This is a genomic window from Nonomuraea sp. NPDC049750 (assembly GCF_040659625.1).
Classification (GTDB): Bacteria; Actinomycetota; Actinomycetes; order Streptosporangiales; family Streptosporangiaceae; genus Nonomuraea.
The window spans coordinates 364,741-391,735 of sequence record NZ_JBFANB010000005.1 but is presented as its reverse complement, the minus strand read 5'-3'; the positions used below and the strand labels follow the sequence as shown (position 1 = coordinate 391,735).

At 69.9% G+C, this 26,995-nt stretch carries 21 protein-coding genes; 12 read left to right on the top strand and 9 right to left on the bottom strand.

Annotation, left to right across the window (positions count from 1 at the left end; genetic code table 11):
• The first annotated feature begins 92 nt into the window (after positions 1-92).
• From AB0J16_RS16795 to AB0J16_RS16760, 8 genes are all read left to right on the top strand, one after another.
• Complete coding sequence (locus tag AB0J16_RS16795) at positions 93-1,058, top strand: sugar-binding domain-containing protein (protein WP_225291924.1); 966 nt, start codon at positions 93-95, stop codon at positions 1,056-1,058.
• A 256-nt stretch (positions 1,059-1,314) separates the two neighbouring features.
• Positions 1,315-2,412 (top strand): sugar ABC transporter substrate-binding protein, encoded by a 1,098-nt coding sequence (locus tag AB0J16_RS16790; protein WP_358539715.1) that lies wholly within the window; start codon positions 1,315-1,317, stop codon positions 2,410-2,412.
• Positions 2,413-2,430: 18 nt separating this feature from the next.
• On the top strand, positions 2,431-3,222 hold the full coding sequence (locus tag AB0J16_RS16785) for an ATP-binding cassette domain-containing protein (RefSeq protein WP_358539711.1): 792 nt from the start codon (positions 2,431-2,433) through the stop codon (positions 3,220-3,222).
• Positions 3,219-4,454, top strand: coding sequence for a sugar ABC transporter permease (locus tag AB0J16_RS16780; protein ID WP_358539708.1), 1,236 nt, complete (start codon positions 3,219-3,221; stop codon positions 4,452-4,454). The genes AB0J16_RS16785 and AB0J16_RS16780 overlap by 4 nt, the downstream gene beginning before the upstream one ends.
• Positions 4,454-5,929 (top strand): FGGY-family carbohydrate kinase, encoded by a 1,476-nt coding sequence (locus AB0J16_RS16775; RefSeq protein WP_358539704.1) that lies wholly within the window; start codon positions 4,454-4,456, stop codon positions 5,927-5,929. The genes AB0J16_RS16780 and AB0J16_RS16775 overlap by 1 nt, the downstream gene beginning before the upstream one ends.
• Positions 5,926-7,407, top strand: coding sequence for an FGGY family carbohydrate kinase (locus AB0J16_RS16770; RefSeq protein ID WP_358539701.1), 1,482 nt, complete (start codon positions 5,926-5,928; stop codon positions 7,405-7,407). The genes AB0J16_RS16775 and AB0J16_RS16770 overlap by 4 nt, the downstream gene beginning before the upstream one ends.
• The gene (locus AB0J16_RS16765; RefSeq protein ID WP_358539698.1) at positions 7,404-8,018 is read left to right on the top strand and encodes a histidine phosphatase family protein; all 615 of its coding nucleotides are present in this window, start codon (positions 7,404-7,406) and stop codon (positions 8,016-8,018) included. Before AB0J16_RS16770 ends, AB0J16_RS16765 begins: the two co-directional genes overlap by 4 nt.
• Positions 8,015-9,034: a 2-hydroxyacid dehydrogenase gene (locus tag AB0J16_RS16760; protein ID WP_358539694.1), complete on the top strand. Its 1,020-nt coding sequence runs from the start codon at positions 8,015-8,017 to the stop codon at positions 9,032-9,034. The genes AB0J16_RS16765 and AB0J16_RS16760 overlap by 4 nt, the downstream gene beginning before the upstream one ends.
• 17 nt (positions 9,035-9,051) lie before the next feature.
• On the opposite strand, the gene AB0J16_RS16755 is transcribed toward AB0J16_RS16760, so the two are convergent.
• The 5 genes from AB0J16_RS16755 to AB0J16_RS16735 all read right to left on the bottom strand — a co-directional run bounded on the left by AB0J16_RS16755 (position 9,052) and on the right by AB0J16_RS16735 (position 14,438).
• A complete protein-coding gene (locus AB0J16_RS16755; protein ID WP_357950539.1) occupies positions 9,052-9,909 on the bottom strand; it encodes a carbohydrate ABC transporter permease in 858 nt (285 codons plus the stop codon).
• The gene (locus AB0J16_RS16750; RefSeq protein ID WP_358539689.1) at positions 9,906-10,787 is read right to left on the bottom strand and encodes a sugar ABC transporter permease; all 882 of its coding nucleotides are present in this window, start codon (positions 10,785-10,787) and stop codon (positions 9,906-9,908) included. The genes AB0J16_RS16755 and AB0J16_RS16750 overlap by 4 nt, the downstream gene beginning before the upstream one ends.
• A gap of 58 nt (positions 10,788-10,845) precedes the next feature.
• Positions 10,846-12,144, bottom strand: coding sequence for an ABC transporter substrate-binding protein (locus AB0J16_RS16745; RefSeq protein WP_357950534.1), 1,299 nt, complete (start codon positions 12,142-12,144; stop codon positions 10,846-10,848).
• A gap of 468 nt (positions 12,145-12,612) precedes the next feature.
• On the bottom strand, positions 12,613-14,043 hold the full coding sequence (locus AB0J16_RS16740; RefSeq protein WP_358539685.1) for a penicillin-binding protein 2: 1,431 nt from the start codon (positions 14,041-14,043) through the stop codon (positions 12,613-12,615).
• A gap of 35 nt (positions 14,044-14,078) precedes the next feature.
• On the bottom strand, positions 14,079-14,438 hold the full coding sequence (locus AB0J16_RS16735) for a MerR family transcriptional regulator (RefSeq protein ID WP_358539682.1): 360 nt from the start codon (positions 14,436-14,438) through the stop codon (positions 14,079-14,081).
• An 88-nt stretch (positions 14,439-14,526) separates the two neighbouring features.
• On the opposite strand from AB0J16_RS16735, the gene AB0J16_RS16730 reads away from it, so the two are divergent.
• Positions 14,527-15,450 (top strand): aldo/keto reductase, encoded by a 924-nt coding sequence (locus AB0J16_RS16730; RefSeq protein WP_358539679.1) that lies wholly within the window; start codon positions 14,527-14,529, stop codon positions 15,448-15,450.
• A 91-nt stretch (positions 15,451-15,541) separates the two neighbouring features.
• Here the strand turns inward: AB0J16_RS16730 and AB0J16_RS16725 are convergent, their stop codons facing one another.
• On the bottom strand, positions 15,542-16,192 hold the full coding sequence (locus tag AB0J16_RS16725) for a TetR family transcriptional regulator (protein ID WP_358539676.1): 651 nt from the start codon (positions 16,190-16,192) through the stop codon (positions 15,542-15,544).
• 93 nt (positions 16,193-16,285) lie between these two features.
• Here AB0J16_RS16725 and AB0J16_RS16720 point away from each other — a divergent pair, with 93 nt between their 5' ends.
• On the top strand, positions 16,286-17,587 hold the full coding sequence (locus AB0J16_RS16720; RefSeq protein ID WP_358539674.1) for a GH1 family beta-glucosidase: 1,302 nt from the start codon (positions 16,286-16,288) through the stop codon (positions 17,585-17,587).
• A 183-nt stretch (positions 17,588-17,770) separates the two neighbouring features.
• Here AB0J16_RS16720 and AB0J16_RS16715 read toward each other — a convergent pair whose 3' ends face one another.
• Positions 17,771-18,661 carry a hypothetical protein gene (locus AB0J16_RS16715; protein ID WP_358539671.1) on the bottom strand — a complete coding sequence of 297 codons (891 nt, stop codon included), beginning with the start codon at positions 18,659-18,661 and terminating at the stop codon, positions 17,771-17,773.
• A 201-nt stretch (positions 18,662-18,862) separates the two neighbouring features.
• Here AB0J16_RS16715 and AB0J16_RS16710 point away from each other — a divergent pair, with 201 nt between their 5' ends.
• Together AB0J16_RS16710 and AB0J16_RS16705 are read left to right on the top strand one after the other, a co-directional pair.
• A complete protein-coding gene (locus AB0J16_RS16710; protein ID WP_358539668.1) occupies positions 18,863-21,880 on the top strand; it encodes a M14 family zinc carboxypeptidase in 3,018 nt (1,005 codons plus the stop codon).
• 131 nt (positions 21,881-22,011) lie between these two features.
• Positions 22,012-23,445 (top strand): aldehyde dehydrogenase, encoded by a 1,434-nt coding sequence (locus tag AB0J16_RS16705; RefSeq protein WP_358539666.1) that lies wholly within the window; start codon positions 22,012-22,014, stop codon positions 23,443-23,445.
• Between the two features lie 192 nt (positions 23,446-23,637).
• On the opposite strand, the gene AB0J16_RS16700 is transcribed toward AB0J16_RS16705, so the two are convergent.
• Entirely contained in the window at positions 23,638-24,390 is a 753-nt protein-coding gene (locus tag AB0J16_RS16700; RefSeq protein ID WP_358539664.1) for an alpha/beta fold hydrolase, read from the bottom strand.
• 110 nt (positions 24,391-24,500) lie between these two features.
• Positions 24,501-26,978, bottom strand: a complete 2,478-nt coding sequence (locus AB0J16_RS16695; RefSeq protein ID WP_358539661.1) for a LuxR C-terminal-related transcriptional regulator — start codon at positions 26,976-26,978, stop codon at positions 24,501-24,503.
• Positions 26,979-26,995: the final 17 nt, after the last annotated feature.

The following is a 26,995-nucleotide window of genomic DNA, read 5'->3' as shown; positions in this document are numbered from 1 at the left end:
AGTTCGGCAGACTCGATACCCCCGTGATCTGAGGGCACGAAGGTATAGTCACATCCGTCCAGCACAACTGTTCAGGCCGAGGGAGCGCGCGCATGAAGGCCGCCGATGTCGCGCCAGAGGCGCAGGCCCGGTTCCCGCACGATCTCATGTACGCGGCGGCGACCCAGTACTACCTCGAAGACGCCACCCAGGCCGACATCGCCAAGCGGCTGGGCGTCAGCAGGGCGACCGTGAGCCGGCTGCTCACCGAGGCCCGCCGCCAGGGCATCGTCGAGATCAAGGTGCACCGTCCCGCCACCCTTGAGGACGGCCCCCTGGCCGCCAGCGTGGCCGAGGCGCTGCGGCTGCGGCGCGTCCACCTGGTCCCCAAGGTCAGCGGCCCGGCGCTGGGCCCCTGGCTGGCGCCGGGGCTGGCCCGTGCCCTGGCCGGGGTCGGGCTGGAGTCGGGCGACGTGGTGCTGGTCTCGTCCGGCAGCACGGTGTACGAGTGCGCGCGTGAAGGGCTCGGGCAGTTCCCCGGCGTCACCATCGCACCAGCCGTGGGCGGGCAGGAGGAGCCGCAGCCGTGGTTCCAGACCAACGAGACCACCCGCATCCTGGCCGAACGCGTCGGCGGCGTGCCCAGCTACCTGTACGCGCCCGCGCTGCCGGGGCCCGAGCTGTTCTACTCGCTCCAGCACGAGCCGTCGGTGCGCAAGGTCATGGACCTGTGGGCGCACGCCAAGTGCGCCATCGTCGGCGTCGGCTCCGCGCCGCTGATGCGGCAGGTCGTGCCCGCCTTCATGCCGCGCGACGCGGAGAGCCTGCGTGAGGCCGTGGGCGACGTCTGCATGCGTGTGTACGACCGCGCCGGCGAGCCGGTCTCCTACCCGGGCAGCGAGCGCCTGGTGGCCCCCGGCCTGCACGAACTACGCCGCATCCCGTCGTCGATCGCCGTCGCGGTGGGCGCCGAGAAGGTGCTGTCGATCATCGCGGGCGCCAAGGGCGGCTACTTCAACCAGCTGGTCACCGACGTCCTGACCGCCGAGGGCCTCCTGGCCGCGGCACGCCGTTCCTGACAAGCAGCCGACGTTCCCGACAGCGACACCCTGATAAACACCCGACAAACCGGGAACGAACCCCAAACGACTACTTCTTGCCCAAAACCAGGCTCATGCCCTGAACACTTTTGCTGGACAATTATTCAGACCTCGCGCTAGCGTGAGCCACACCACAGGACGTGGCCGGTTGTGAGCGGCTTGTCTCCCGTGGCGTTTTCAGGGGAGCGACGCGATCAGCGAGTCCGTGAGGACGTAGTAAGTGAGGAAATATCCCGTGAAGAGAGTTCAGATGCGGACCTCCGCGTTCGCCGCGGTTGTAGTCATCGCAGGGTCGGCGCTGGCCGCCTGCGGCTCCGGTTCCACCGGTGGTGACAGCGGCTCCAGCGGCACCAAGGCGGGCGGCGGCGCGGAGAACGCCAAGGTGGCCTTCCTCATGCCCGACCTCGCCTCCACCAGGTACGAACTGCAGGACAAGCCGCTGTTCGAGGCCAAGATGAAGCAGCTCTGCCCGAGCTGCACGGTCATCTACCAGAACGCCGACTCCGACGCGGCCAAGCAGCAGCAACAGGCGAACTCGGCCCTGGCGCAGGGCGTCAAGGCCATCGTGCTCGACCCGGTCGACTCGGCCGCCGCGGCCACGATGGTCAAGACGGCGCAGTCGCAGGGAGTGGCGGTCATCGCCTACGACCGGCCGATCCCGGCCACGCCCGCCGACTACTACATCTCGTTCGACAACGAGAAGATCGGCAACATGATCGCCCAGTCCCTGGTCGACCACCTCAAGAAGGAGAACATCCAGGGCGGCCTCCTGGAGGTCAACGGCTCGCCCACGGACGCGGCGGCCGGCCTGATCAAGAAGGGCATCCACAGCGCGATCGACCCGAGCGGCCTGAAGCTGCTGGCCGAGTACGACACTCCCGACTGGCAGCCGGAGAAGGCCCAGACCTGGGTCAGCGGCCAGATCACGCAGTTCAAGGACCAGATCGCCGGCGTGGTCGCGGCCAACGACGGCACCGGCGGCGGCTCGATCGCCGCGTTCAAGGCGGCCGGCGTGAAGGTGCCGCCGGTCACGGGCAACGACGCCGAGCCGGCCGCCGCCCAGCGGATCATCGCCGGCGACCAGTACAACACGATCTCCAAGCCGATCAAGATCGTGGCGGAAGCGTCGGCCGACGTCGCCTACCAGTTCATGCAGGGCAAGAAGCCCGCGGGCAAGACCACGCTCTACAACACGCCGTCCCAGCTGTTCGTCCCCACGGTCGTGACCAAGGAGAACATCAAGGCGGTCCTGTTCGACAGCGGCATCATGAAGGCCGGCGAAGTGTGCACCGGCGAATACGCCAAGGGCTGCGCCGACCTGGACATCAAGTAGGGCTAGGGAGGAGCGGCCTTGTCGCCCACACAGCAAGCGGACAGCGTTCTGTCCCTGCGAGGGATCAGCAAGACGTTCGGAGCGGTCGCCGCGCTCACCGATATCGACCTCGATGTCGCGGCGGGCCAGGTCATGGCCATCGTCGGTGACAACGGCGCGGGCAAGTCGACGCTGGTCAAGATCCTGTCGGGGGTGCATCCGCCCGATTCGGGGACGATCACCTTCGAGTCGCGGGACATCCACATCCCGACGCCGGCGGCGGCGCACAAACTCGGCATCGCCACCGTGTTCCAGGACCTCGCCCTGTGCGAGAACCTCAACGTGATCCAGAACCTGTTCCTGGGCCAGGAGGTCCGCCCGCTCCGGCTGAACGACGTGGCGATGGAGACCCGCTCCTGGGAGCTGCTCCGCCAGCTGTCAGCGAAGATCCCGAGTGTCCGCGTGCCGGTGGCCGCGCTCTCCGGCGGCCAGCGGCAGACGGTGGCCATCGCCAGGTCGCTGCTCGGCGACCCCAAGGTGATCATCCTCGACGAGCCGACCGCCGCCCTGGGCGTCGCCCAGACGGCGGAGGTGCTCAACCTGGTCGAGCGGCTGCGCGAGAACGGCCTCGGCGTCATCATGATCAGCCACAACATGGCCGACGTGCAGGCCGTGGCCGACACCGTGGCCGTGCTCCGGCTCGGCCGCAACAACGGGGTGTTCGACGTGGGCGCGGTCTCCACCGAAGAGATCATCGCCGCCATCACCGGCGCCACCGACAATGCGGTCTCCCAGCGCCAGGCGCGCCGCAAGGAAGGTCTGCCCTCATGAACAGCACGCTCACCACGGACCGCCAGGACGAGCGGCTGAGCGGGAACGAAGGGCTGCGCGGCGCGATCGCCGACGTGCTCGAACGGGCCCGTGGCGGCGACCTGGGCGTGATCCCCGTCGTGGTGGGGCTCATCGTCATCTGGACGGTGCTGCAGATCCTCAACCCGATCTTCCTGTCCAGCGCGAACCTGGTGAACCTCACGCTGGAGTCGGCCGCGACCGGCATCATCGCGCTGGGCATCGTCTGCGTGCTGCTGGTCGGCCAGATCGACCTGTCGGTCGGCTCGGTCAGCGGCCTGTCTGGGGCCGTGCTCGCCGTGCTCTTCGTGGCCAAGGGGCTGCCGGTCTGGCTGGCCATCCTGGCCGCGGTCATCATGGGCGCGGTGATCGGCTGGGTGTACGCGCAGCTGTTCAACCGCTTCGGGGTGCCGAGCTTCGTCATCACGATGGCCGGGCTGCTGGCCTTCCTCGGGCTGCAGCTCTACGTGCTGGGCACCAAGGGCTCGATCAACCTGCCGTTCGACTCGGGCCTGGTGAACTTCGCGCAGCTCGACTTCGTACCGGCCTGGCTGTCGTACTGCTTCGCGGTGATCGCGGCCGTCTGGCTGTTCGCCAGCGGTTACCTGCACGCCCAGGAGCGGCGGCGCGCCGGGCTGTCGGCCAGGAGCCTGTCCATGCTGGCCGTCAGGAGCCTGGCGCTGCTGGTCGTGCTGGCCTTCGTGGTCTACTACCTCGGGCAGACCCGCGGCATCGGCTGGATGTTCATCTTCTTCGTGGCGCTGGTGCTGATCATGCACTACCTGCTGTCGCGTACCAAGTGGGGCCGGGCCGTCTACGCGGTCGGCGGCAACGTGGAGGCCGCGCGCCGCGCGGGCATCAACGTCAAGGCCGTCTACACCTCGGTGTTCGTGCTCTGCTCGTCGTTCGCGGCGGTCGGCGGCATCCTCGCGGCGGCCCGGCTGGCCGCGGCGAACCAGAGCAGCGGCTCGGGCGACGTCAACCTCAACGCCATCGCGGCGGCCGTGATCGGCGGGACGAGCCTGTTCGGCGGGCGCGGCACGGCCTTCGGCGCGCTGCTCGGCATCATCGTCATCCAGTCGATCTCCAGCGGGCTGACCCTGCTCAACCTCGACTCCTCCATCCGCTTCGTGGTCACGGGCATCGTCCTGCTGCTCGCGGTGGTCGTCGACTCGATCGCCCGCAAGTCGCGGACCTCCCACGGACGCGCCTGATGGCGGTCATCTGCGTCGACGCGGGGACCACTGTCATCAAGGCCGTCGGGTACGACGAGACGGGCGCCGAGACGGCCGTCGCCCGGCACGGAACCACCGTCTCCAGGCCCGCGCCCGGCCAGGCCGAGCAGGACATGGACTCAGTCTGGGACGCGGTCGCCGGCACGGTCCGCGAGGTCGCGTCCCGGCTCGGCACCGCGCCGGACTTCGTCGCCGTGACCGCGCAGGGTGACGGCTGCTGGCTGGTCGACGCGGCGGGCCGCCCCACCGGTCCGGCGATCCTGTGGAACGACGGCCGCGCCGCCGCCACGGTCGACCACTGGAACCGCTCAGGGCTGGCCGCCGACGCCTTCCGCGTCAACGGCTCCTCCGCCGCCTCCGGTCTCCCCCACGCGATCCTGACCTGGCTGAACGAGCACGACCCCGACCGGCTGACTCGCTCGGCCGCCAACCTGACGTGCGGCGGCTGGATCTTCTCCCGGCTGACCGGCGAGCTGGCCGCCGACGAGTCCGACGGCTCGGCCCCCTTCATGGACCTGCGCACCCGCGCCTACTCCCCCGCGCTCCTGGCCATGTTCGGCCTGGAATGGGCCGAACGCCTGCTGCCCGAGTTGCGCGACGACACGCGCCGGGTGGGCGCCCTGACGCGGGAGGCCGCCGAGCTCCTCGGGCTGCCCGCCGGGACACCGGTCGTGATGGCGCCCTACGACATCGCCGCCACCGCGATCGGCGCCGGCAGCGTCGGCCCCGGACAGGCGTGCAGCATCCTGGGCACCACGCTCTGCACGGAGACCGTCGTCGAGCGGCCCGACCTGGACGGCGAGCCCGTCGGCATCACGATCGCGATGCCCGACGGCTACCTGCGCGCCTTCCCCACCTTCGCCGGCACCGAGGTCCTGCAGTGGGCCTGCCGGCTGCTCGGCCTGGACGGCCCGGCCGAGCTGGGCGAGCTGGCCGCCACCGGCCCGCCGGGCGCGGGCGGGCTGTCGTTCCAGCCCTACTTCTCCCCCGCCGGTGAGCGCGCGCCGTTCTCCGATCCACTGGCCAGAGGCGCCTTCCTCGGCCTGTCCTTCGAGCATGGGCGCGAGCACGTCGCCCGAGCCGTGCTCGAAGGGCTCACACTCGTCATCCAGGACTGCCTGGCCGCCTCCGGTGAGGGGCCGCACGAGCTGCGGGTGTGCGGCGGCGGCTCGGCCAGCGCGCTGTGGTTGCGGATGATCTCCGACGTCACCGGCCTGCCGGTCTTCCGATCGGGTGACACCGAGGTCGGCGCCAGGGGCGCCTTCCTGGTCGGCCTGGTCGCCACGGGCGCGGCCACGAGCATCGAGGCGGCGGCCGACCGGTTCGTCCGGTTGCGGGATGCCGTACGACCCGAGTCCGGCGCGTACGGCACGGCGTACCAGGACTTCCTGGCCCTGCGCGAGACCAGCGCCCGATCATGGCCGCTGCTCGCCGAGATGCGGGGGCGCTCGTGAGCGTCTGGATCGGTGTGGACCTGGGCACCCAGAGCGTCCGGGCGATGGCCGTCACGGACGGCGGCGAGGTGCTCGGTGCGGCGAGCAGGCCGCTGACCAGCCACCGCGACGGGCCCCGGCACGAGCAGGACCCTGAGGAGTGGTGGCGCCAGCTCGCCGCCGCCACCCGCGAGGCGCTGCGCGAGGTGCCGCCGGAGCGGATCCGCGGCGTCGCCGTGGCCGCGACCTCGGGCACGATCCTGCTGACCGGCCCCGACGGCACCCCGCTGACCCCCGGTCTGATGTACGACGACCGGCGGGCGGCGGCCGAGGTGGCGCGGATCGACTCGGTCGGCGCGGCCGTCTGGCAACGGCTCGGCTACCAGCGCATGCAGGCCAACTGGGCGCTGCCCAAGCTGCTGTGGCTGCTGCCTGACGCCCCACCGGGCGCGCGGCTGGCGCACCAGAACGACTTCGTCAACCGGCGCCTGGTCGGGCGCGACGTGGCCACCGATCTGAGCAACGCGCTGAAGACCGGCGTGGACCTGATCGAGGAGCGGTGGCCGTACGAGGTGTTCGACGAGCTGGGGGTGCCCGCCGAGACACTGCCCGACGTCGTACGGCCCGGCACCACGCTCGGCACGGTCTGCGCCGAGGCCGCCGCGAGCACCGGCATCCCACTCGGCACCCCGGTGATCGCCGGGACCACCGACGGGTGCGCGGCGCAGCTCGGCGCCGGGGCGATGACGCCGGGCAGCTGGAACTCCGTCATGGGCACCACCCTGGTGCTCAAGGGCGTCACCAGAGAGCTGATCCACGACCCGCTGGGCGTCGTCTACTCGCACCGCGCGCCGGACGGCTCGTGGCTGCCGGGTGGCGCGTCGAGCACGGGCGCGGGGGTGCTGACCCGCGAGTTCGCCGGGCAGGACCTCGACGCGATGAGCACCCAGGCCGCCGCCCGTTACGGCCCCACCGCCCGCTTCGGTCCCGCCGCCACCCCCACCAGCACCGGGGAGCCGGTCGTCACCTATCCGCTCGTGTCGCGCGGGGAGCGGTTCCCGTTCGTGGCGCCCGAGGCCGAGGGATTCACGCTCGGCCGCCCCGCCGACGACGTCGAGCGCTACGTGGCGATCCTGCGCGGCGCGGCGTTCGTCGAGCGGCTCTGCTTCGACTATCTCGACCTGCTGGGCGCCCCGGCGGACGGGGAGATCGTGCTGACCGGCGGAGCCACCAGGAGCGCGTACTGGACCCAGCTGCGCGCCGACGTCCTCGGACGTCCCGTCACGCTGCGGGAGAACGCCGAGCCCGCGCTCGGCATGGCCGTACTGGCCGCCGGAGACAAGGGCGACGCGGCCGCGATGATCCGCACCCGCGCGGTCGTGGACCCGGCAGGACCCCGCATGGACGAGACCTACCTACGCTTCGTCACCGAACTGGAAGGACGCGGCTGGCTGCCCGCGAGCGCCGCCGACCACGCCCGTGAGAGGACCGCGCCATGACCAACATCGCACTGGTGCGCCACGGCGAGTCCGTCTGGCATGCCGAGAACCGCTACGCCGGGCTCAGCGACATCGAGCTGACCCCGCGCGGCCTCGACCAGGCCGGGCAGCTGGCCTCCTGGGCGGGCCGGGCCGGGCTCGCGGCCGTCTGGGCGTCCACGCTGAGCAGGGCCCGCATCACCGCCGCCGCCAGCGCCGAGGCGGCGGGTGTCGAGCTGCGGGTGGACGAGCGACTGCGGGAGCTCGACTTCGGCCAGGCCGACGGGCTGACCGCGGCGGAGATGCGCGAGCGCTTCCCCGAGGCCCGCGCCGCCTTCGAGGCCGATCCCGCCACGAACCCGCTGCCGGGCGGCGAGGATCCCAAGCTGGCGGCTGACCGGTTCACCGAGTGCCTGCAGGACATCGCCGCCGCCCATCCCGACGGCCGGGTGATGGTCGTCGCCCACACGACCGTCATCAGGATCGCGCTGTGCCGCCTCATGGGCGTGCCGCTGGACGAGTACCGGCGGCTTTTCCCAAAGCTGGACAACTGCGCCATCACCGAGATCCGCCCGCGGAACGGCCAGGTGGCGATCCTGCGGTACAACTCCCCGATTGGAGCTCTTCGTTGACCATCCGAGTCCTCGCCGCCGGCGACCACTTCGTCCAGAACCGCCTCTTCATCGACGCGCTCCGGCACGCGGTTCCCGGTGAGGTGGAGATCAGCGAGCTGACGCTGCCGTGGCCGGAGGTGCCGTTCGGCCGGGTGAGCGAGGTGGACGAGGCGTCCGATGTGGAGGACGAGCTGATCGAGGCGCTGCGCGGCGTCGAGGTCTGCGTGACCCAGATGGCCCCCCTGACGAAGCGGGTGCTGGACGCGTCGCCGGAGCTCAAGCTGTTCTGTGTCAGCCGGGGCGGCCCGGTCAACGCCAACCTGGACGCGGCCACCGAGGCGGGCGTCGCGGTCACGTTCGCGCCGGGACGCAACGCCGTGGCCACCGCCGAGCACACGCTGGCCATGCTCCTCGCGGCCACCCGCCGCATCCCCCAGACGCACGCCGACCTGGCGGGGGGCGTCTGGCGGGGCGACTACTACACCTATGACAACGTCGGGCCCGAGCTGGAGGGCTCCACGGCGGGCCTGGTCGGCTACGGGGCGATCGGCCGCCGGGTGGCCCGCATGCTGGAGGGCTTCGGGGCAGAGGTCCTGGTCTACGACCCTTACGTGGAAATTTCAGGACAGGTGGAGTTGGCCGAGCTGCTCGAACGCTCCCAGTTCCTCTCCCTGCACGCGCGGGCCACCCCCGAGACCATCGGCATGATCAGCGCACCGCAGATCGCCGCGATGCCCCGCGGGTCCGTCATCGTCAACTGCGCGCGCGGCTCGCTGCTCGACTACGACGCCCTGTGCGACGCGCTGGAGTCGGGTCACCTGTTCGGCGCCGCGGTGGACGTCTTCCCCGAGGAGCCCATCCCGGCGGGGTCGCGGCTCCTCACGACCCCCAACCTGGTGATGACCCCGCACCTGGCCGGCGCCAGCAAGGAGACGGCCATGAACGCCGCCGAGATCGTCGCCGAGGACGTGGCCCGCTACGTCCGCAAGGAGCCGCTCAAGCACTGGGCCAACCCAGCGGCGCTCATCCCTTGACGGTCATCCCTTGACGGTCATCCCTTGAGCGCGCCGGCCATCAGCCCGCGCATGAAGAACCGGCCGAGCAGCACGTAGATCAGCATCGTCGGCACCGACGCCAGAATCGCCGCCGCCATCTGCTGGCTGTACGGCGTGGCCTGGGCGCCGGCGATGTTGTTGAGCATGACGGTCGTCGGCCAGCTCGTCGGCCCGGTGAGGAAGACGGCGAACAGGAAGTCGTTCCACATCGAGGTGAACTGCCAGATGATCACCACCGCGATGGCCGGCGCGGACACCGGCAGCACTACCGACCAGTACGTACGCAGCATCCCCGCGCCGTCCACCCGCGAGGCCTCGATGAGCTCGTCCGGGATGGTGACGTAGTAGTTGCGGAAGATCAGCGTGCAGATCGGGATGCCGTAGACCACATGCGCCAGCGTCAGCCCGGGGATCCCGCCGTAGAAGACGCCCTGCAGCCCGGTCACCTCGTTGAGCTTCACCAGGAGCTGCACCAGCGGGATCATCACCCCCTGGTAGGGGATGAACATGCCGAACAGGAACAGCGTGAACAGCAGGTCCGCGCCCGGGAAGCGCCATTTCGACAGCACGTAGCCGTTCATGGAACCGAGCACGCAGGACAGCAGCGAGCCCGGCACGGCCAGCAGGACGGAGTTCCACAGGCCCGGGGCCAGCTTCTCCCATGCCACCCGCCACGCCTCGAAAGTCCAGGTCCGCGGCAGATTCCACGCCTGGCTCGGGTCCGCCTCGGTGAGCGGCTTGAAGCTGGTGACCAGCAGGACGTAGATCGGGATCAGGAAGATCACCACGAAGGCGATCAGCAGGACGAGCCGCACGCCGCTGGACACCCGCCGGCGCCCGATCACCGCGGTCATGAACGCCTCTCCTTACGCACGGACCAGATCAGGTACGGGATGACGAAGACGGCCACGCTCAGCACGATGTACGAGGCGATGGTGGCGCCCTTGGCCGGGTCGTGGGAGTCGAACACCGCCACCCACATGAACACGGCGGGCACGTCGGTGATGATCTGCTTGCCCGACACCGCCACGATCAGGTCGAACACCTTGAGCGAGATGTGCCCGAGGATGATCAGCGCCGACAGCGTCACGGGCCGGAGCATCGGCAGCACGACGTACCGGTAGACGCCCCACTCGTTGCACCCGTCGACCCGCGCCGCCTCGCGCAGCTCCTCCGGCACGCCGCGGAACCCCGCCAGGAACAGTGCCATGACATATCCGGACATTTGCCAGACTGCCGGGAGAGCCATCGCGGCCATCCCCCAGTCCGGATCCCGGAACCACTGCCATTGCGGCAGCCCGATCCAGTCGAAGAGCCGGTTGAGCCCGACCGCCCGCTGCTCCATCCCCGAGTTCATCAGCCAGCGCCACACGATGCCGGTCGCGACGAACGAGATGGCCATCGGGAACAGGTAGATCGCCCGGAACGTCCCCTCGCCCCTGATCCCCTTCTCCATGAGGAAGGCCAGGAACCAGCCGAGCACCAGCGCGCCCAGCACGAACACGAGCGTGAACATGATCGCGTGCTGTACCGAGAGGTGCCATCGAGGCAGGTCCCAGATGTCGACGAAGTTCTTCAGCCCGACGAACTTGCCCTCGGACACCTCGTCGTGCTTGTCGGTCATGGCCAGCTGGAAGTTCCAGCCCAGCATGCCGTACACGAACACGCCGATCGCGATGATGGACGGCGTGACGAGGAGTAAACCAGGCAGCCAGGTGCGTGCCCGCCTCACAACATCCCCTCCAAGAGGTACGGCAGGCGTGAACGCCTGCCGTACCCGGGTGACTGTCTTACTGCGCGTTGGCCGTTGCGGCGTCGACGAGCCCCTTCTGCAGGGCCGCGACGTCCTTGCTGCCGATGAACAGGCCGACCGCCTCGGTGATCGAGGCCAGCCACGGCTGGTTCACCGACACCCCGTGCTGGATGGAGCCGGCCAGCTTGTTGCTCGACCAGTCCTTCAGCGCGTCCGCCAGATAGTCGGTGTAGAGCGACTGATCGGCGTCCTTACGGGCGGGGATGGAGCCCTTCTTCGGGTTGAAGGCGTCCTGTCCCTCCTTGCTGGCCGCGACCTTGAGCCAGGCGATGGCCCCGTCACGGTTCTTGGCGCCCTTGGGCAGCGTGAAGCTGTCGGACAGCCACAGGTAGGTGCCCTCGGTGCCGGGAGAGGGCGCCCAGTCGAAGTCCTCCTTCGACTTCTTGCCCAGGCCGCCGTCCGGCGGGTTGTGGAAGTAGCCGTAGGCCCAGTCACCCATGACGTTGAACGCGGCCTCGCCGTCGGCCACCTGCTTGGCCGCGGGCTGCCAGTCGTCCTGCGGGTCGCCCGCGTACGACATGATCGTCTTGAAGCTCTCCAGCGCCTTCTTCACCTCGGGGCTGCCCCAGTTGGCGCCCGGCTTGAACAGCGCGTTGTAGGCGTCGGTGCCGAGCGAGCCGAGCAGCACGCTCTCCATCAGGTGCACCACGGTCCACTCCGAGCCGATGGACAGCGGGATCTTGCCCTTGGCCTTCACCTTGCCCAGGTCGGCGATGAACTCGTCGACCGACTTGGGCGCGGCCGCGATCCCCGCCTCCTTCAGCAGCTTCGGGTTGAACCACAGCACGTTCGACCGGTGGATGTTGACCGGCACCGAATAGATCTTGCCGTCCACGCTGATCTGGTCGATCAGCTGGGAGGGGAAGACGTCCTTCAGCTTCAACTCGTCATAGAGGGAGTTGAGGTCCTCCAGGTCGCCCGCCTTGATGTAGCCCTGCAATTCGGCGCCCGCGTGACCCTGGAAAGTGTCCGGCGGGGTGTCCGCCTGCAACTTCGACTGCAGCAGCGCCTTGGCCTTGTCGCCGGAGCCGCCCGCCACCGCCGCGTCGAAGAAGGTGTAGTTCGGGTTCTCCTTCTCGAAGATCTCCCGCATCGCCTTCAGACCGTCGGCCTCACCCGGCCCGGTCCACCACGAGAACACCTCGACCTGCTTCTTCTCGCCGCCACCCGTGGCCTGCGGGCTCGCCGTTGCGCCGCCGCCGCTACCACCGCAGCCGGCCAGGCCGAGCACGCTCGCCATAGTGATCGCGACGGCCGCCAACCACCGTCGTCGCATCGCACACCGTCCCTTCGAAACCCCGAGTGGTGAAGGTTGACAACGTTGTCAGTAGGGCAATCAACCCACTTCGCACTTGGAGCCGTCAAGGCATGTGCTGATAACAGGTCCGCATAGGCGCGACGACCAGCAGGTGGTGGGCGGGCCCGAGCCCTGCGCGGCTCGAGCCCGCTGTCACGCGTCCGGAACCAGACCCCCACCCCTCCGAGGAGGCCAAGCTCCGCCTGGACACGCGACGCCCCATTGGATCGAGCCACGACGCCCCCTGACTGAGAGGCGAGATCGCAAGGTGCGGTCGATCACATGCAGAACGTTAGACATGTGGACGGGACGCCGCATGCGTCGAGATGGCCATTCGAGGATGTAACCGTTCGGCCCCGGAGATGTGTAGAGAGGTCTGTGCAGCCTCATATGTAGGAGGAGAAGAGTGCCGAGGTCATCCCCGTGGGCGCGGGTTGGCGTACCTCATTAGGAGAGTGCCGCCTCCAGGACCGCGCGGGCGATGAGAGCGGCGGTCGACGGGGCGGCGTGCTCCAGGACCACGCCCACGGCCACCTCCGGCGTGTCCGCCGGGGCGAACGCCGTGAAGAGCGCGTGATCCTCCCCTACCCCCGACTTGGCCGCCACCTGCGCGCCCGGGATGGCGGACGCCGTACCGGAACCGCCGGCACCGGTGACCGTGCGCATCATCGACGTGAGCTGGCGGGCCAGGGTGGCGGGGATGCTCACCCGGTACGGCGCCGGGTCGGCCCGGTCGATGAGCGAGCCGTCCGGCAGGCGTACATCCTCCACCAGGTACGGGCGCATGAGGACGCCGTGGTTGGCGACGGCGGCCGACAGCATGGCGATCATCAGCGGCGTGGCCCGGACGTCATGCCGCCCGATGGCCGACAGGGCGGTCTGGGCCCGATTCATGTTCGGAGGGTAGGTGCTGGCGGTGACCTGCAACGGGATCGTGAGGTCGCGGTCGTTGAAGCCGAACGCCTCCGCCTGGTCGCGCAGGATGTCCTGCCCCAACTGGAGGCCGATGCCGGCGAAGGCGGTGTCGCAGGAGGACCGGAAGGCGTCCGGCAGCGTCGGACGGGCATCGCCGCAGGACCCGCCCGTCTCGGGCAGGTAGGCCGTGCTGCCGGGCAGCCGCAGCCGGTCGGGCGCGTCGACCCGTGAGGTGAGCGAGTACTCGCCCGACGACAGGGCGGCGGCCGTGGTGACCAGCTTGAACGCGGAGCCGGGCGGATACCTCTGGCTGACCGCCCGGTTGACCAGCGGCCCGGCGGGGTCGCCGCGCAGGCGCCGGTCCGTCTTGGCCAGTTCGGCGGGGTCGGTGGTGGTGTAGGCGTTGGGGTCGTACGTCGGGTAGCTGGCAAGGGCGAGGATCGCGCCGGTCGCCGGGTTGACGGCGACCGCGGCGCCCGGCCGGCCCGCCGCCCTGAGGCTCTCGTACGCGGCCGTCTGCGCGCGATCGGTGATCGTGAGCCGGACGTCGGCGCCGCGGGCCCTGCCGTGTCTGACGAGTGAGCGGACCTGGATCCTCGGGTCGTCGCCGGACAGGACGTCGTCCGAGGCCCCCTCGATGCCCGTGGTCCGGCTGAGTGACGCCGTCCCGGTCACTGGGGCGTACAGCTCGCCGTGGGGGTAGACACGGCGATACGCGTACGGCCCGCGGGCCGTCGCCCGGCTCACGGCGACGGTCGTGCCGTCATAGGTGAGGATGTCGCCGCGCGGATGGTCGAACCTGGCGATGGCGGAGCGCTGGTTGCGCGGATCGGCGTTGAGCCCCCGCGCCCCGAACCCCTGGATCACCGTGATGTTGGCCAGCACCGCGAACAGCAGCATCGCGCACCCCTTGGCGACGCGGCGCAGCGGGATGTTGATCCGTCTCGCCCTGGGCCCGGCCATGGTCCCGGTCTAACAACCGGACCCCAAAGACAGGGCTAGACGACGCTGCGGTAGTAGGAAATCTTGTTGTGGATGTAGCGCTGACGCTCGGTGAGGTTGGCGATCTGCTCCCGTACGCGGCCGTCGTGCTCCTCCAGGAGCTTGATGCGGTCGGCGATCGTGTGGTCGCCCTGCCGGACCAGGGCGGCGAAGCGGAGCATCTCGGCGATCGGCATGCCGGTGTCACGCAGGCAGCGGATCGTGCCGAGCCAGCCGACGTCCTCTTCGGTGAACCGGCGCTGACCTGCGGCGTTGCGGCCGACGGGCTCCAGCAGGCCGATCTTCTCGTAGTAGCGCAACGTGTCCAGGGTGAAGCCGGTCTCCTCGACCACTTCCGCGGGTGTGTAGACGCTCACGGCAGAAGCATCGCACCTGGAGCCGACTCCAGGTCAACTGTTTCTCCGGCTTGACATGGACCGCACTCCAGCTTCCACGATCACCACCATGAACATCGCACTGGGCACGATCCCGTTCGGCACCGCGGTCGACGAGAAGGACACTTTCGCCATTCTGGACCGGTTCGTCGAGGCCGGGGGCACCATGCTGGACACGGCCAACTGCTATCCGTTCTGGGTGCCGGGGTGCACGGGCGACGAGAGCGAGCTGGCCATCGGCTCCTGGCTCGCGGCGCGCGGCAACCGGGACCAGATCTTCCTGAGCACGAAGACCGGCGCCCGGCCCACCGTCCCCGGCGACGACACGCTCGCCTCGGCGGAGGGACTGTCCGCCGCCTCCATCGGCAAGGCGATCGAGGGCAGCCTGCGGAGATTGCGGACGGACTACATCGATGTGTATTGGTCGCACATCGAGGACCGGTCCGTACCCCTGGAGGAGACCCTGGGGGCATTCGACGACCTGGCCCGGCAGGGCAGGATCCGCAGCGTGGGGGCCAGCAACCTGGCCACCTGGCGGGCCGAGCGGGCCAGGAACCTGTCGGCGGCGCGGGGCTGGCTGCCGTACACATGCCTGCAGCTCCGGCACACCTACCTGCGCCCGCGACCGCTCACGCGGCCGGCCGAGTCGGGCCACGCGCTGGCGACGGACGAGACGCTGGAGTATGTACGCGCCGAGCCCGACATGACGCTGTGGGCGTACAACACGCTGATGGCGGGCGCCTACACACGGGCCGACCGCCCGATCCCCGACATTTACCAGCATCCGGGTACGACCCGGCGGCTCGCGGTCTTGAGTGAGGTGGCGGCGGAGGTGGGGGCGACGCCCAACCAGGTGGTGCTGGCCTGGCTGCTGGCCGACGGGCACGTCCCGATCGTCGGCGTCTCCACGATGGCCCAGCTCGAGGAGGCCCTGGGCGCGGCGGACGTACGGCTGGACGACGAGCTACGCGCCCGGCTGGACACGGCCTGCTGAGACCGGCACTGCGGCCCGGAGTGTGGCGGGAGCGCTCCCGCGAAGTGCCGCAGACACAGAAGCAGGCGGACCGTCAGCGGCAGACGGCCCGTCAGGGCAGGTGGTCGGCCAGGTAGCGGTGGACCAGCTGCTTGCACTCGGCGATCAGGTCGGAATCACCGTCGGGACGCACCCGGAAGGCCAGCTTGAGCACCGCGTCCGTGGCCTCGACCGCCACCAGCAGGGCGCGGTCGAGCCCCGGCCCGACAGGCGCGTCGAGCAGGTCGACCGTGAGGGCTCGCAGCCGGTCGGCGACCACGACGTTGTTCTCCAGCGCGGCGTCGAGCATCCGGTTGGTGCCTTTGAGCGCCGGCCCGCCCGGCGCCGTCAGCACCTCTCCGAAGTCGACCACGGCGAATCCCGGAGTGGTCCGCTTCATCGCCACGAACTCATCGATGGCCAGGTCGACCAGGTCGGTCCAGTGGTCGAGACCGGACTCGGCGATCCGCTCCGTGAGCCGCTCGGTGATGCGCTGCAGGAAGGCGTCGAGGTTGCGCAGAGCCAGCGCTCGCACCAGGCCCTGCTTGTCGGAGAAGAATTGGTAGAACGTGCCTATCGGCACCTCGGCCCGGCGCGCGACCTCTTTGGTGGTCAGTGCCTCGTAACCGACCTCGTCGAGCAAATGTGCGCACTCGTCGAGCATCCGTTCGACTCGCTCCACGCTGCGGCGTTGGGCTGGACGCCGGCGCAGGGTACTCGTCATGCCCCCCATCTTGGCGTATTACCGCCAGGTAGGCTCCCCCGAGCCTCCGCGAGTTAACATGAGTCCCACTCGGATGATCGCTTAGGAGTGCGCATGTTCCTGTGGGGTACTGCCACGGCCGCCTACCAGATCGAGGGCGCCATCAAGGAGGACGGCAGGGGCGCCTCCGTCTGGGACACCTTCGCCCACGAGCCGGGCCGCATCCGGGACGGGCACACCGGGGACGTCGCGTGCGACCACTACCACCGCTGGCCCGAGGACGTCGCGCTCATGGCCGGCCTGGGCGTCAACGCCTACCGCTTCTCGATCGCCTGGCCCCGCGTGCTGCCGCTGGGCACGGGCCCGGTGGAGCCGAGGGGCCTCGACTTCTACGACCGGCTGGTCGACGGCCTGCTGGCGGCGGGGATCGCGCCGGTGCCGACCCTGTTCCACTGGGACCTGCCGCAGGCGCTGCAGGACATGGGCGGGTGGATGAACCGCGATATTTCCTACTACTTCGCCGAATACGCGGCGATAGTGGCCGAGCGCCTCGCCGACCGGGTGCCCATGTGGATCACACTGAACGAGCCGTTCGTGCACATGGCCTTCGGGTACGGCATGGGCGTCCACGCCCCCGGCCAGGCCCTGCTGTTCGACGCCCTGCCCGTCGCCCACCACCAGCTGCTCGGCCACGGCCTGGCCGTACAGGCGCTGCGCGCGGCCGGGGCGCGGCAGGTACTGATCACGAACAACTGCACCCCGGTCTGGCCCGTCTCGGAGGAGGCCGCGGACCTGGCGGCGGCCGACGCGTACGACACGCTGCACAACCGCCTGTTCAACGACCCGATCCTGCTGGGCGAGTATCCGGACCTGAAGGCCATCGGCGCCATGGACGTGGTCCGCGACGGCGACCTGGCCGTCATCTCCGCACCCCTGGACGGCCTGGGCATCAACTACTACAACCCCACCCGCATCGGCGCGCCCACGGACGACGGCCTGCCCTTCACCGATCACGGCATCACCGGCTACCCCACCACCGCCTCCGGCTGGCCGGTCGTCCCGGACGGCCTGCGCGAACTCCTGACGGGCCTGCGCACCAGGTACGGCTCCGCGCTGCCGCCGGTGTACGTAACGGAGAACGGCTGCTCCCAGGAGGATGCCCCCGGCCCGGACGGCACGATCGACGACCAGGGCCGCATCGCCTTCCTGGACGGCCACATCAGAGCGGTGGAACAGGCGGCGGCGGAGGGCGTCGACGTGCGCGGCTACTTCGTCTGGTCACTGCTGGACAACTTCGAGTGGGCTGAGGGCTACCACCAGCGCTTCGGCCTGGTACACGTGGACTTCCCCACCCAGCACCGCACCCCGAAGGCGTCATACGCCTGGTTCCGCGACCTCCTGGCGACCAAGCGCTAGCACGTTCTTCCTTCCCCGAAGGGGGCATCCGCCCTCAGGCACGACGGACCGCTTCGTCTGCTCCCCCGGAGGGGGTCCATCCCTAGGGACCCCAGCCCCAACGGACCGTCTACTTCCGCTCCCCGGAGGGGGTATCCCTCCCCGGGGACCCCAGCCCCAACGGACCGTCGTTCCGCACAGCCGCTAGAACACCGACACATGCACATGGTCGTAGTGGTTGGCGGTAACCCCACCCCGGTCCGACATCGGGTCCCAGCCACCCCCCGACCGAATGTCGTAATACCGCTGCTTCCAGATGATGTACATCACCCCGATCCGGGGCCCGTTCTTGATCAGCCACTCGGCCAGCGCGTCACCGCGGTCCGCGTCGGCCCCCGTGGCCGCCCGCCCGCCGCTCGACATCATGAAGTCGCAGGCCCGCCCCTTGCCATGCTCACCGGGGTCACCAGGCCGCAGGCAGCCCACCCCGTACGGCATGGGGAAGTTCCGCATGATCTCGGCCCGCACCGCGATCAGGCGCGGCGTGAGCCCCGAGGAGCCGCCTGGCTGCTGGAAACCGTACTTGGCGAGGAGCCGCTCGATCTCGCGGCGCTTGCCCTGCATGGTCTTGATCTCTTTTTTCAGCTTGTCGATCTTTTCGGCGGCGGTCCGCTTGGCGTCAGCGGCCTTGTCGATCAGCGCCTGGATGCTCTGCACCTTGCTGATGCGCTCGTTGGCCAGGTAGGTCATGTTCGCCGCCTGGCCGAGCGCGACGGTGGGGTCGACGCCCGGGGCGATCAACTGGACGCCGTCGAGCGGGCCCGCGATGTAGGTGCTCTGGGCGATCGAGGTCACTTCGGCCTTGGCGCCGGCGAGCCGGGCCTCCAGGTCGCCGGAGTTGTCGGTGGCCTTCTTGGCCTGGATCCGTACTTCCTCCAGGCTCTGGATCTGGCCGCGATAGAGATCGTTGAGCTGGGACGCCTGCTTGGTCAGCTTGCGCAACTCGGCCGGGTTGGGAGCCGCGGAGACCGGGAGGGGGAACGCGAACAGCCCCGCCAAAACGATGGCGAATAGGGCGAAGCGACTGATTTTCACGTCCGTCCTCCCCTCATCGACGGACCGAAACTATAGAAGATGATCTTGAATATTGTCACCTGAACGCGGCAAGTCGCGCCCCTTTGGCGAATTATCTGAGGATTGTCCGATCTAAGGCAGGCATAAAGATTGGGCCTTGCCGAGCGCCACGTATCGGTCTGAGATGGCGACGAAACTGGTCTCTGCGAAGGGGCAGACCTCGTGTCTCGATTACTGACCCTGTCCACCGCCGTCGTCCTCGGCCTCGGCACGTCCCTCGTCGCCCTGGAAGCCCAGGCGTCGGTGGACCCCCTACCACCCCGCGACAGGATCGAGCTCTACCAACTGGAGAGCGCGCCCGGCACCGGGCAGGCCCTCAAGGAGAAGGGCTTCGACGTCGTCCAGCAGGACACCAAGGGCGGCAAGGAGCACGTCGAGGTGACCGCCGCCCAGACCGACCTCGACGGCCTGCGCAAGCTCGGCTATAAGCCGGAGCCCGTACGCAACCCGCAGGGCCAGACCCAGTTGGAGGCCGCCAAGGCGCAGGCCGCCGGCGGCTACACCGTCTGGAAGTCCTACTCCGAGCCCGGCGGCATCGCCGACCAGCTCAAGGCCATCGCCAACGCGAACAAGGACATAGTGAAGATCGAGTCCCTCGGCAAGACGCTGAAGGGCCAGGACATCCTCGCCGTCAAGGTCACCGCCCTGGCCAGGGTGCTGCCCGACGGCATCAAGCCGGCGACGCTGTACTCGGCGACGCAGCACGCCCGTGAGTGGATCTCCACCGAGGTCGACATGCGGCTGCTGAAGCACGTCATCGCCAACAGGGCCGCGCTCAAGGATGTGCTGAACAGGACCGAGCTCTGGTTCGTGCCGGTCGCCAACCCCGACGGCTACGACTTCACCTTCACCGAGGGCAACCGCCTGTGGCGCAAGAACCTGCGTGACAACGACGGCGACGGGCGGATCACCACCGGCGACGGCGTCGACCCGAACCGCAACTACCCCACCAACTTCCACTACGACGAGGAGGGCTCCTCGTCGATCCCGAGCAGCGAGACCTACCGCGGCGCGGCGCCCGCCAGCGAGCCCGAGACCAGGGCGCTCGACGGGCTGCTCAGGCGGATCAGGTTCAAGGGCCAGGTGAACTACCACTCCTTTGGCCCGCTGCTGCTCTATCCGATCGGCTGGCAGGTCGCCACCAAGACCGCGGACAACCCGATCTACGAGGCCATCTCCGGGAACGACGCCAAGCCGGCGATCGCGGGCTTCGACCCGGACCTGTCTGCGGAGCTCTACACCACCAACGGCGAGACGACCGACCACGCCCACGCCTCCTACGGCACGCTGGCCTGGACGCCGGAGCTCGACGAGGGCTGCGACGGCTGCGGGTTCGTCTTCCCCGACGACGAGGCGCTGGTCCAGGCGGAGTTCGAGAAGAACATCCCGTTCGCCCTGGACGTGGCAAAGTCGGCCACCAACTGGTCCGAGCCGGTCAACCACCTCGGCAACTCCACCGCCGACTTCGTGCTGGACCCGTTCGAGGTCAGCTACGGCCGGGACCAGGTGGTCCAGGTGGACGCCAAGCGCAAGCTCGGCCCGATCTTCCTGAACTACCAGGTCAACGGCGGCCGGACCAAGACCGTACCGACCGGTGAGTGGCGGGGCGGCGAGCGCTACGGCAAGGGCTACGACACCTACTACCACTGGATGCGCGGCAAGATCACCGGCACCAGACCCGGGGACAAGGTCAAGGTCTGGTTCAGCTCGATCGGCAGGAAGAGCGGGGACTTCACCTACCAGGTCGCCAGTGACATCGGCGGCAAGGTGCTGGTGCTGGCCACCGAGGACGTCACGGGCCTCAGCCCCGTCCAGGGCGTGACCGAGGCCAAGTACGCCGACGACTACGTCAAGGCGCTCGACGAGGCCGGTTACAGCTCCGACGTCTATGACATGGACAAGATGGGCCGCAAGGCTCCGCACGCGCTCGGCGTGCTCAGCCACTACAAGGCGGTGGTCTGGGAGACGGGCGACGACATCATCCCGAGATCGGTCGGCCAGGTGGCCGGCACCACCTCCAAGGGCGGGGTCGACACCGAGCTGGCCGTGCGCGACTACCTGAACGAGGGCGGCAAGCTCCTGCACTCGGGCAAGTACCCGTCGTACGCGGCCAACAACAACGGCGCCTACTACTACCAGCCCGACCAACCGGCCCAGCCCGAATGCGCGACCCCCAACGACCCGCCGTGCATCCAGGTGTTCAACGACTTCCAGCAGTACTGGCTGGGCGCCTACGTCTTCTTCGACGACTCGGGCATCAACCCCGGCACGGGCCTGCCGTACGCGCTGCAGGGCGTGAGCGGCCGGTTCAAGGGCTTCACCGGCACGCTGGAGCCGAGCCACACCAACTCCTTCGTGGCGACCTCGGCGATCCTGCCGGCCGCCCAGTTCCCGCAGTTCGCCAGCTCCGCGCCGGTCAAGTGGGCACGGCCTGGCGGGCCGTTCGACCCGCACACCGGTTCCTGGGACGTCTACAGCGGCATCGCCGACGCCTCCTGGAAGCGGCTGACCAAGACCGTCGACCTGACCGGCAAGACCAGTGGCGACCTGTCGTTCTGGACCTCATTCGACACCGAGGCCGACTGGGACTTCCTGACCGTCGAGGCGCACACCGCAGGCGGCGACGACTGGACGACCCTGCCGGACGTCAACGGTCACACCTCGCAGAGCACGGGCAGCAGCTGTGACCCGCCCAGCGGCGGCGAGGGCTGGCGCGCGCTGCACCCGTTCACCCAGCGCTACCAGGGCCCGGGCTGCGAGCCGACCGGCACCTCCGGCTCGTGGAACGCCGCCTCGGGCAACTCGGCCGGCTGGCAGCAGTGGAAGGTCGACCTGACCCCGTACGCGGGCAAGAAGGTGGAGCTGTCCGTCTCGTACATCAGCGACTGGAGCACCCAGGGCGCGGGCGTCTTCCTCGACGACTTCACCGTCACGCTGAACGGCGCGACGGCGGAGCAGACCTCGTTCGAGAGCGACCTCGGCGGCTGGAGCACGGCGGCGCCTCCTGAGGGCACCTCGCCCTCGATCAACTCCTGGGCCCGCACGGACCAGGTGTTCGAGGAGGGCGGCGGCATCGCCACCAAGGACACCGTCTACCTCGGCTTCGGCGTGGAGAGCCTGACGACCCAGGCCATGCGTACGGACCTGGTCAAGCGGTCCTTGCGGCACCTGCTCGGCTGATCGGCCCAGAGGGGTCCGGCACGCGTACGCGCGTGCCGGACCCCTCTTGCGCGCGTGGACAGAACATGGTTCGGTCACCTTGAGGAGCACGACAACCAAGCGAGCATTTGGTCAAGCAGGAGGCTCACGACATGCGCCAGCACGACACGCTGTTCATCGGGGGCGAATGGGTGGCCCCGGCCGGGACCGGCACCATCGACGTCATCTCCCCCCACACCGAAGAGGTCGTGGGCCGCGTGCCCGACGGCACGCCCGAGGACATGGACCGCGCGGTGGCCGCGGCGCGGCAGGCGTTCGACCACGGTCCGTGGCCGCGCATGACGTTCGCCGAGCGGGCCGAGGTGATCGGCAGGCTGGCCGAGATCTACGCCGCCCGGCAGGGCGAGATGGCCGCGCTCATCACCGAGGAGATGGGCTCGCCGATCACCTTCTCCAACCTGGCGCAGGCGCCGCAGCCGCTCGGCATGCTGCAGTACTACGCCGACTACGGCAAGACCTTCGCCCAGGAGGAGCAGCGGCCCGGCCTGTTCGGGCCGACGACCGTGCGGCGGGAGCCGGTGGGCGTGGTGGCGGCCATCGTGCCGTGGAACGTCCCGCAGTTCGTCGCCATGACCAAGATCGCGCCCGCGCTGCTGGCCGGCTGCGCGATCGTGCTCAAGCCCGCGCCGGAGACGCCGCTCGACGCCTACTTGCTCGCCGAGATGGTCATCGAGGCCGGGATCCCGGCCGGTGTGCTCAACATCGTGCCCGCGGGCCGCGAGGCCGGCGAGCACCTGGTCTCCCACCCGGGCGTGGACAAGGTGGCCTTCACCGGCTCGACCGCCGCGGGCCGCCGCATCGCCGCCATCTGCGGCGAGCAGCTCAAGCGGGTCAGCCTGGAGCTCGGCGGCAAGTCGGCGGCGATCATCCTCGACGACGCGGACCTGCCCTCCAGCATGGGCATGCTGGCCATCGCCTCGCTGATGAACAACGGCCAGGCGTGCGTCGCCCAGACCCGCATCCTGGCCTCGCGGACCCGCTACGACGAGGTCGTGGACGCGGTCGCGAACATGGTCACCTCCCAGCCCGTCGGCGACCCCGCAGACCCGGGCACCGGCATCGGCCCGCTGGTCGCCAAGCGGCAGCAGGACCGCGTCGAGGGCTACATCCAGGCCGGAATGGACGAGGGCGCCAAGGTCGTCGTCGGCGGCCTGGACCGGCCGATGGACCGCGGCTGGTACGTCGCCCCGACCGTCTTCGCGGGCGTCACCAACGAGATGCGCATCGCCCGCGAGGAGATCTTCGGCCCGGTGCTGTCGGTGATCCCGTACGAGGACGAGGCGGACGCGATCCGCATCGCCAACGACAGCGACTACGGCCTGGCCGGTACGGTCTGGACGGCCGACGCCGACCACGGCATGGAGGTGGCCCGCCAGGTCCGTACCGGCACCTACGGGATCAACTGCTTCATGCTGGAGTCGAACGCGCCCTTCGGCGGCTACAAGGCCAGCGGCGTGGGCCGCGAGCTGGGCCCCGAGGGCCTCAGCAGCTTCCTGGAGTACAAGACGATCGCGCGCCTGGGCTGAGAACAGGGCTCCGGTACGGCCGTACCGGAGCCCTTCTCACGGCGCCCCGCACCCAGCGCGCCCCCGCAACGCTTGGTGTGGTCTCCGCTACTCCACGCAGTATGTCCTACGTCCACCGCCTCGACGGTTTCCTTCCCGTAGGACTTTCTCCCGGTGGATTTCTTCCTTACGCCCTAGATAGACGTCTATTACTCAGAAAAGGTTCGTACTGATCCACTTTCCGATTCTGCGGATGAGTTCCGGGGTCGCCGCGGCCTCCGCGTGGCCGTAGCCGCGCTCGATCCAGAGCTTCTTGGGCTCGCGGGCGCCCTCGTAGAGCTGGTGCGCGTGCTCCAGCGGGAAGAACCCGTCGGCGTCGCCGTGGACGATCAGCAGCGGCGTGGGAGAGATCAGCGCGGCGGCCTCGTGGGGCGGCACCGGGATCGGGTCCCACTCGCCGCGGGCGATCTTGGTGCGCTTGGCGACCCTGGCCGCCCACCTGCCGATCGGCTGCTCGATGGCCCAGTGCACCTGGCGCATCGGCTTGGTGCCGCGGTAGTGCCAGCGGGCCGGGCCGCTCACCGACACCACCGCGTCGATGCCGCCGAGCAGTCCCGCGTGGCGTACGGCCACGGCGGCGCCCATGGAGAAGCCGACCACGGCGACCTTGGAATAGCCGATCACCCGCGCGTGCCGTACGGCGGCGTCGACGTCGAGGATCTCCTTGTCGCCCACGGTCGACTCGCCGCCGGAACGGCCGTGCCCCCGGAAGTCGAACGCGACCACGCCGCCGTAGCCGCTCAGTACGTGCGCGATGCGCCGCGTGGCCGGGTCGCGCCAGGAGCCGGTGAACCCGTGCGCCACCACGATGCCGAGGCCGGAGCGGGTGGACGGGGTGTGCGCGGCGTCGATGCGGACGCCGTCCTCGGTGCGGAGCATGACCGGGAAGTTGGGAGCGAGCGGCATGTTTCCGAGCTTATGGTCACCGGTGGTCGAGGCCATGTTCGGCCGCCCATACAGCGCTCACGGTCACCGGTAGTCGAGGCCATGTTCGGCCGCCCATACAGCGCTCACGGTCACCGGTAGTCGAGGCCGTGCTCGGCCGCCCATACCGCGATCTGGGCGCGCGAGCCGAAGCCGAGCTTCTCCATGATGTTGGCCACGTGCCTGGCGACCGTGGCGGGACTGATCACCAGCTGCGCCGCGACGGCCCGGTTGCTCAGGCCCTCGGTGAGCAGCCCGGCGATCTCCCGCTCGCGCGCCGTCAGCGTCGCGTAGCGCGGCTCGCGGGCGGCCGGGCCCGACGAGGACACCAACAGCGTGGCGGGCAAGGACGGGAGCAGGGCGGCGGGCTCATGAACGTCTCCGGCGTCGGTCTTCTGGTCGAGGATCCGCCGGGCCACCGCGCCGGGATCCTGCGCGATGCCACTGGCCCAGAGCAGCGCCACCCGGCCCTCGCCGAGCTTGTCGCGGGCGAGCGAGAGCAGCTCCTGGGTGCGGGCCGGGGCGTCGTGCTGGCCGATCGACTCGCGCAACGCGCTCGCCGCCGCGGCCGCGACGACCGCCTCGTCGAGATCGCCCTCGGCCTGCGCCAGGACGGACAGGGCGACCAGCGCGCGGACGACGCCGCTGCGCCGGCCGGTCTGCGTGCTCAGCACCAGGCTGGCGGCCAGGCTGCGCCGGGCGGCGGGGAAGTCGTGCAGCCTGGCCGCCACCCTGCCGACCTTGGCCTGGCAGCGGGCCAACTCGACCCGGTTGTCGAGCTCTTCGAGGATGGGCAGCGCCGCCGTGTGGTGCCGCATGGCGGCCGCCAGGTCGCCCCTGGCCTCGGCCACCGCGCCCAGGTGAGTCAGGGCCCTGGCCAGGGTCCAGTGGTGGCCGGTCTCCATGGCCAGGGCCAGCGCCTCCTCGCCGAACCGCTGCGCCTGGCGCGGCTGCCCCTGGAAGAGCGCCAGGTTGAGCCGGGCGATACGGGCGGTCGTCAGGTTGAACAGGTCGTCGTGCTCGGCGGCCGCCACTTCGAGCTCGCGCAGGTAGCGCAGGGCCGTGCCGGTCTGGCCGGTGCGGAAGAAGACGGTCAGGGCCACGCCGTAGGTGACGCCGAGCCAATGCGTATAGGGGTGGCGCCGCTGCTCCTCGATGCTCTCCTCGATGAGCGCCGCGGCCCGGTCGAGCTCGTCGCGCGTTTCGAGCCCGTAGGCGAAGCCGCCCTTGGCCACGCCGATCAGCTGGTCGGGCACGCCCGACAGGTCGAGGCCGAGCAGCCGTTCGTACCAGCCGACGCTCTCCCGCAGATCGCCGCGCACCGCGAGGATGGTCAGCGCCGCGTGGGCCAGGCGCAGCCCCAGCTCGGCACTGCCGGACTCGACGGCCCAGTCGATCGCCGCCCGGCAGTCGTCGAGCAGGCGGCGCCCCCTGGCGAAGTGGACGGCGCGGGCCGGCCACGACAATCGGCGGTGAAGTGAACCAGCCTCGTTGCAGCGCTCCATCTCGGCGCAGATCACCTTGAGGTGGCCGCCGCGCAGCCGCGCCTCCTCGCCCGCCTCGCACAATCGCTCGGCGGCATAGTGCCTGATGGTGTCCAGCAGGTGGTAGCGGCCGCCGTCGCCGTGGTGGAGCACCAGCGACTTGTCGACCAGGCCGCTGAGCACGTCGAGCACCTCGTCGCGGCGCAGCAGGTCGCCGTCGGCGCACACCTGCTCGGCCAGGTCGAGGTCGAAGCGCCCGGCGAACACCGACAGCCGCCGCAGCAGCACTCGCTCCTTGCGGGCGAGCAGGTCGTGACTCCACTCGACCGTGGCCAGCAGCGTGCGCTGGCGGGCGTGGGCGGTGCGGTCACCGGTGGTCAGCAGCTTGAACCGGTCGCCGATCCGGTCGGCGATGCGCCCCGGACTGAGCAGGCTGCTGCGGGCCGCGGCCAGCTCAAGGGCGAGCGGCAGCCCGTCGAGCGCCCGGCACAGCCGTATGACGTCGGGCATGCTGTCGGTCACGGCGCGGGCCCCGGCCGCGGCCGCCCGCTCGACGAAGAACAGCACGGACTCGGCGTCGGGATGCCGCTCGTCGGGCAGGTCGAGCGGCGGCACCCGCCAGATCAGCTCGCCGGGGATGCGCAGCGGCTCGCGGCTGGTGAGCAGGAATCTCAGCTCGGGGCAGTCGGCGAGCAGACCGGCGACCAGCTCGGCACACGGTTCGACGAGGTGCTCGCAGTTGTCGAGCAGGAGCAGCGTCCTGGTGCCGCGCAGCCGGATCCGCAGCCCGTCGAGCAGCCGCTCGGAGCCTTCCTCGCGGACGCCGAGCACGTCGGCCATCTCCTTCACGATCAGCTCGGGGTCGCTGACGCGGGCGAGCTGGACCAGCCACACGCCGTCGGTGAAGCCGGGCAGGGCGTTGGCGGCCACCCGCAGCGACAGGCGGGTCTTGCCGATGCCGCCCACTCCGCTGAGCGTGACCACGCGCTCGCCGCGGACCAGCGCGCACAGCTCGGCCACGTCGCGCGCCCGTCCGACGAAACGGTTGGGTTCGGCGGGGAGGTTGTGCTGGACTTGCGCAGTCATGGAGAAGGTCCAAGTGT

What these genes read in the sequence shown, in the direction of transcription:
- AB0J16_RS16745 (WP_357950534.1), bottom strand. Translation starts at nt 12,144, where the DNA reads ATGCGACGACGGTGGTTGGCGGCCGTCGCGATCACTATGGCGAGCGTG.
- AB0J16_RS16780 (WP_358539708.1), top strand. Translation starts at nt 3,219, where the DNA reads ATGAACAGCACGCTCACCACGGACCGCCAGGACGAGCGGCTGAGCGGG.
- AB0J16_RS16755 (WP_357950539.1), bottom strand. Translation starts at nt 9,909, where the DNA reads ATGACCGCGGTGATCGGGCGCCGGCGGGTGTCCAGCGGCGTGCGGCTC.
- AB0J16_RS16775 (WP_358539704.1), top strand. Translation starts at nt 4,454, where the DNA reads ATGGCGGTCATCTGCGTCGACGCGGGGACCACTGTCATCAAGGCCGTC.
- AB0J16_RS16695 (WP_358539661.1), bottom strand. Translation starts at nt 26,978, where the DNA reads ATGACTGCGCAAGTCCAGCACAACCTCCCCGCCGAACCCAACCGTTTC.
- AB0J16_RS16700 (WP_358539664.1), bottom strand. Translation starts at nt 24,390, where the DNA reads ATGCCGCTCGCTCCCAACTTCCCGGTCATGCTCCGCACCGAGGACGGC.
- AB0J16_RS16705 (WP_358539666.1), top strand. Translation starts at nt 22,012, where the DNA reads ATGCGCCAGCACGACACGCTGTTCATCGGGGGCGAATGGGTGGCCCCG.
- AB0J16_RS16795 (WP_225291924.1), top strand. Translation starts at nt 93, where the DNA reads ATGAAGGCCGCCGATGTCGCGCCAGAGGCGCAGGCCCGGTTCCCGCAC.
- AB0J16_RS16765 (WP_358539698.1), top strand. Translation starts at nt 7,404, where the DNA reads ATGACCAACATCGCACTGGTGCGCCACGGCGAGTCCGTCTGGCATGCC.
- AB0J16_RS16720 (WP_358539674.1), top strand. Translation starts at nt 16,286, where the DNA reads ATGTTCCTGTGGGGTACTGCCACGGCCGCCTACCAGATCGAGGGCGCC.
- AB0J16_RS16730 (WP_358539679.1), top strand. Translation starts at nt 14,527, where the DNA reads ATGAACATCGCACTGGGCACGATCCCGTTCGGCACCGCGGTCGACGAG.
- AB0J16_RS16740 (WP_358539685.1), bottom strand. Translation starts at nt 14,043, where the DNA reads ATGGCCGGGCCCAGGGCGAGACGGATCAACATCCCGCTGCGCCGCGTC.
- AB0J16_RS16725 (WP_358539676.1), bottom strand. Translation starts at nt 16,192, where the DNA reads ATGACGAGTACCCTGCGCCGGCGTCCAGCCCAACGCCGCAGCGTGGAG.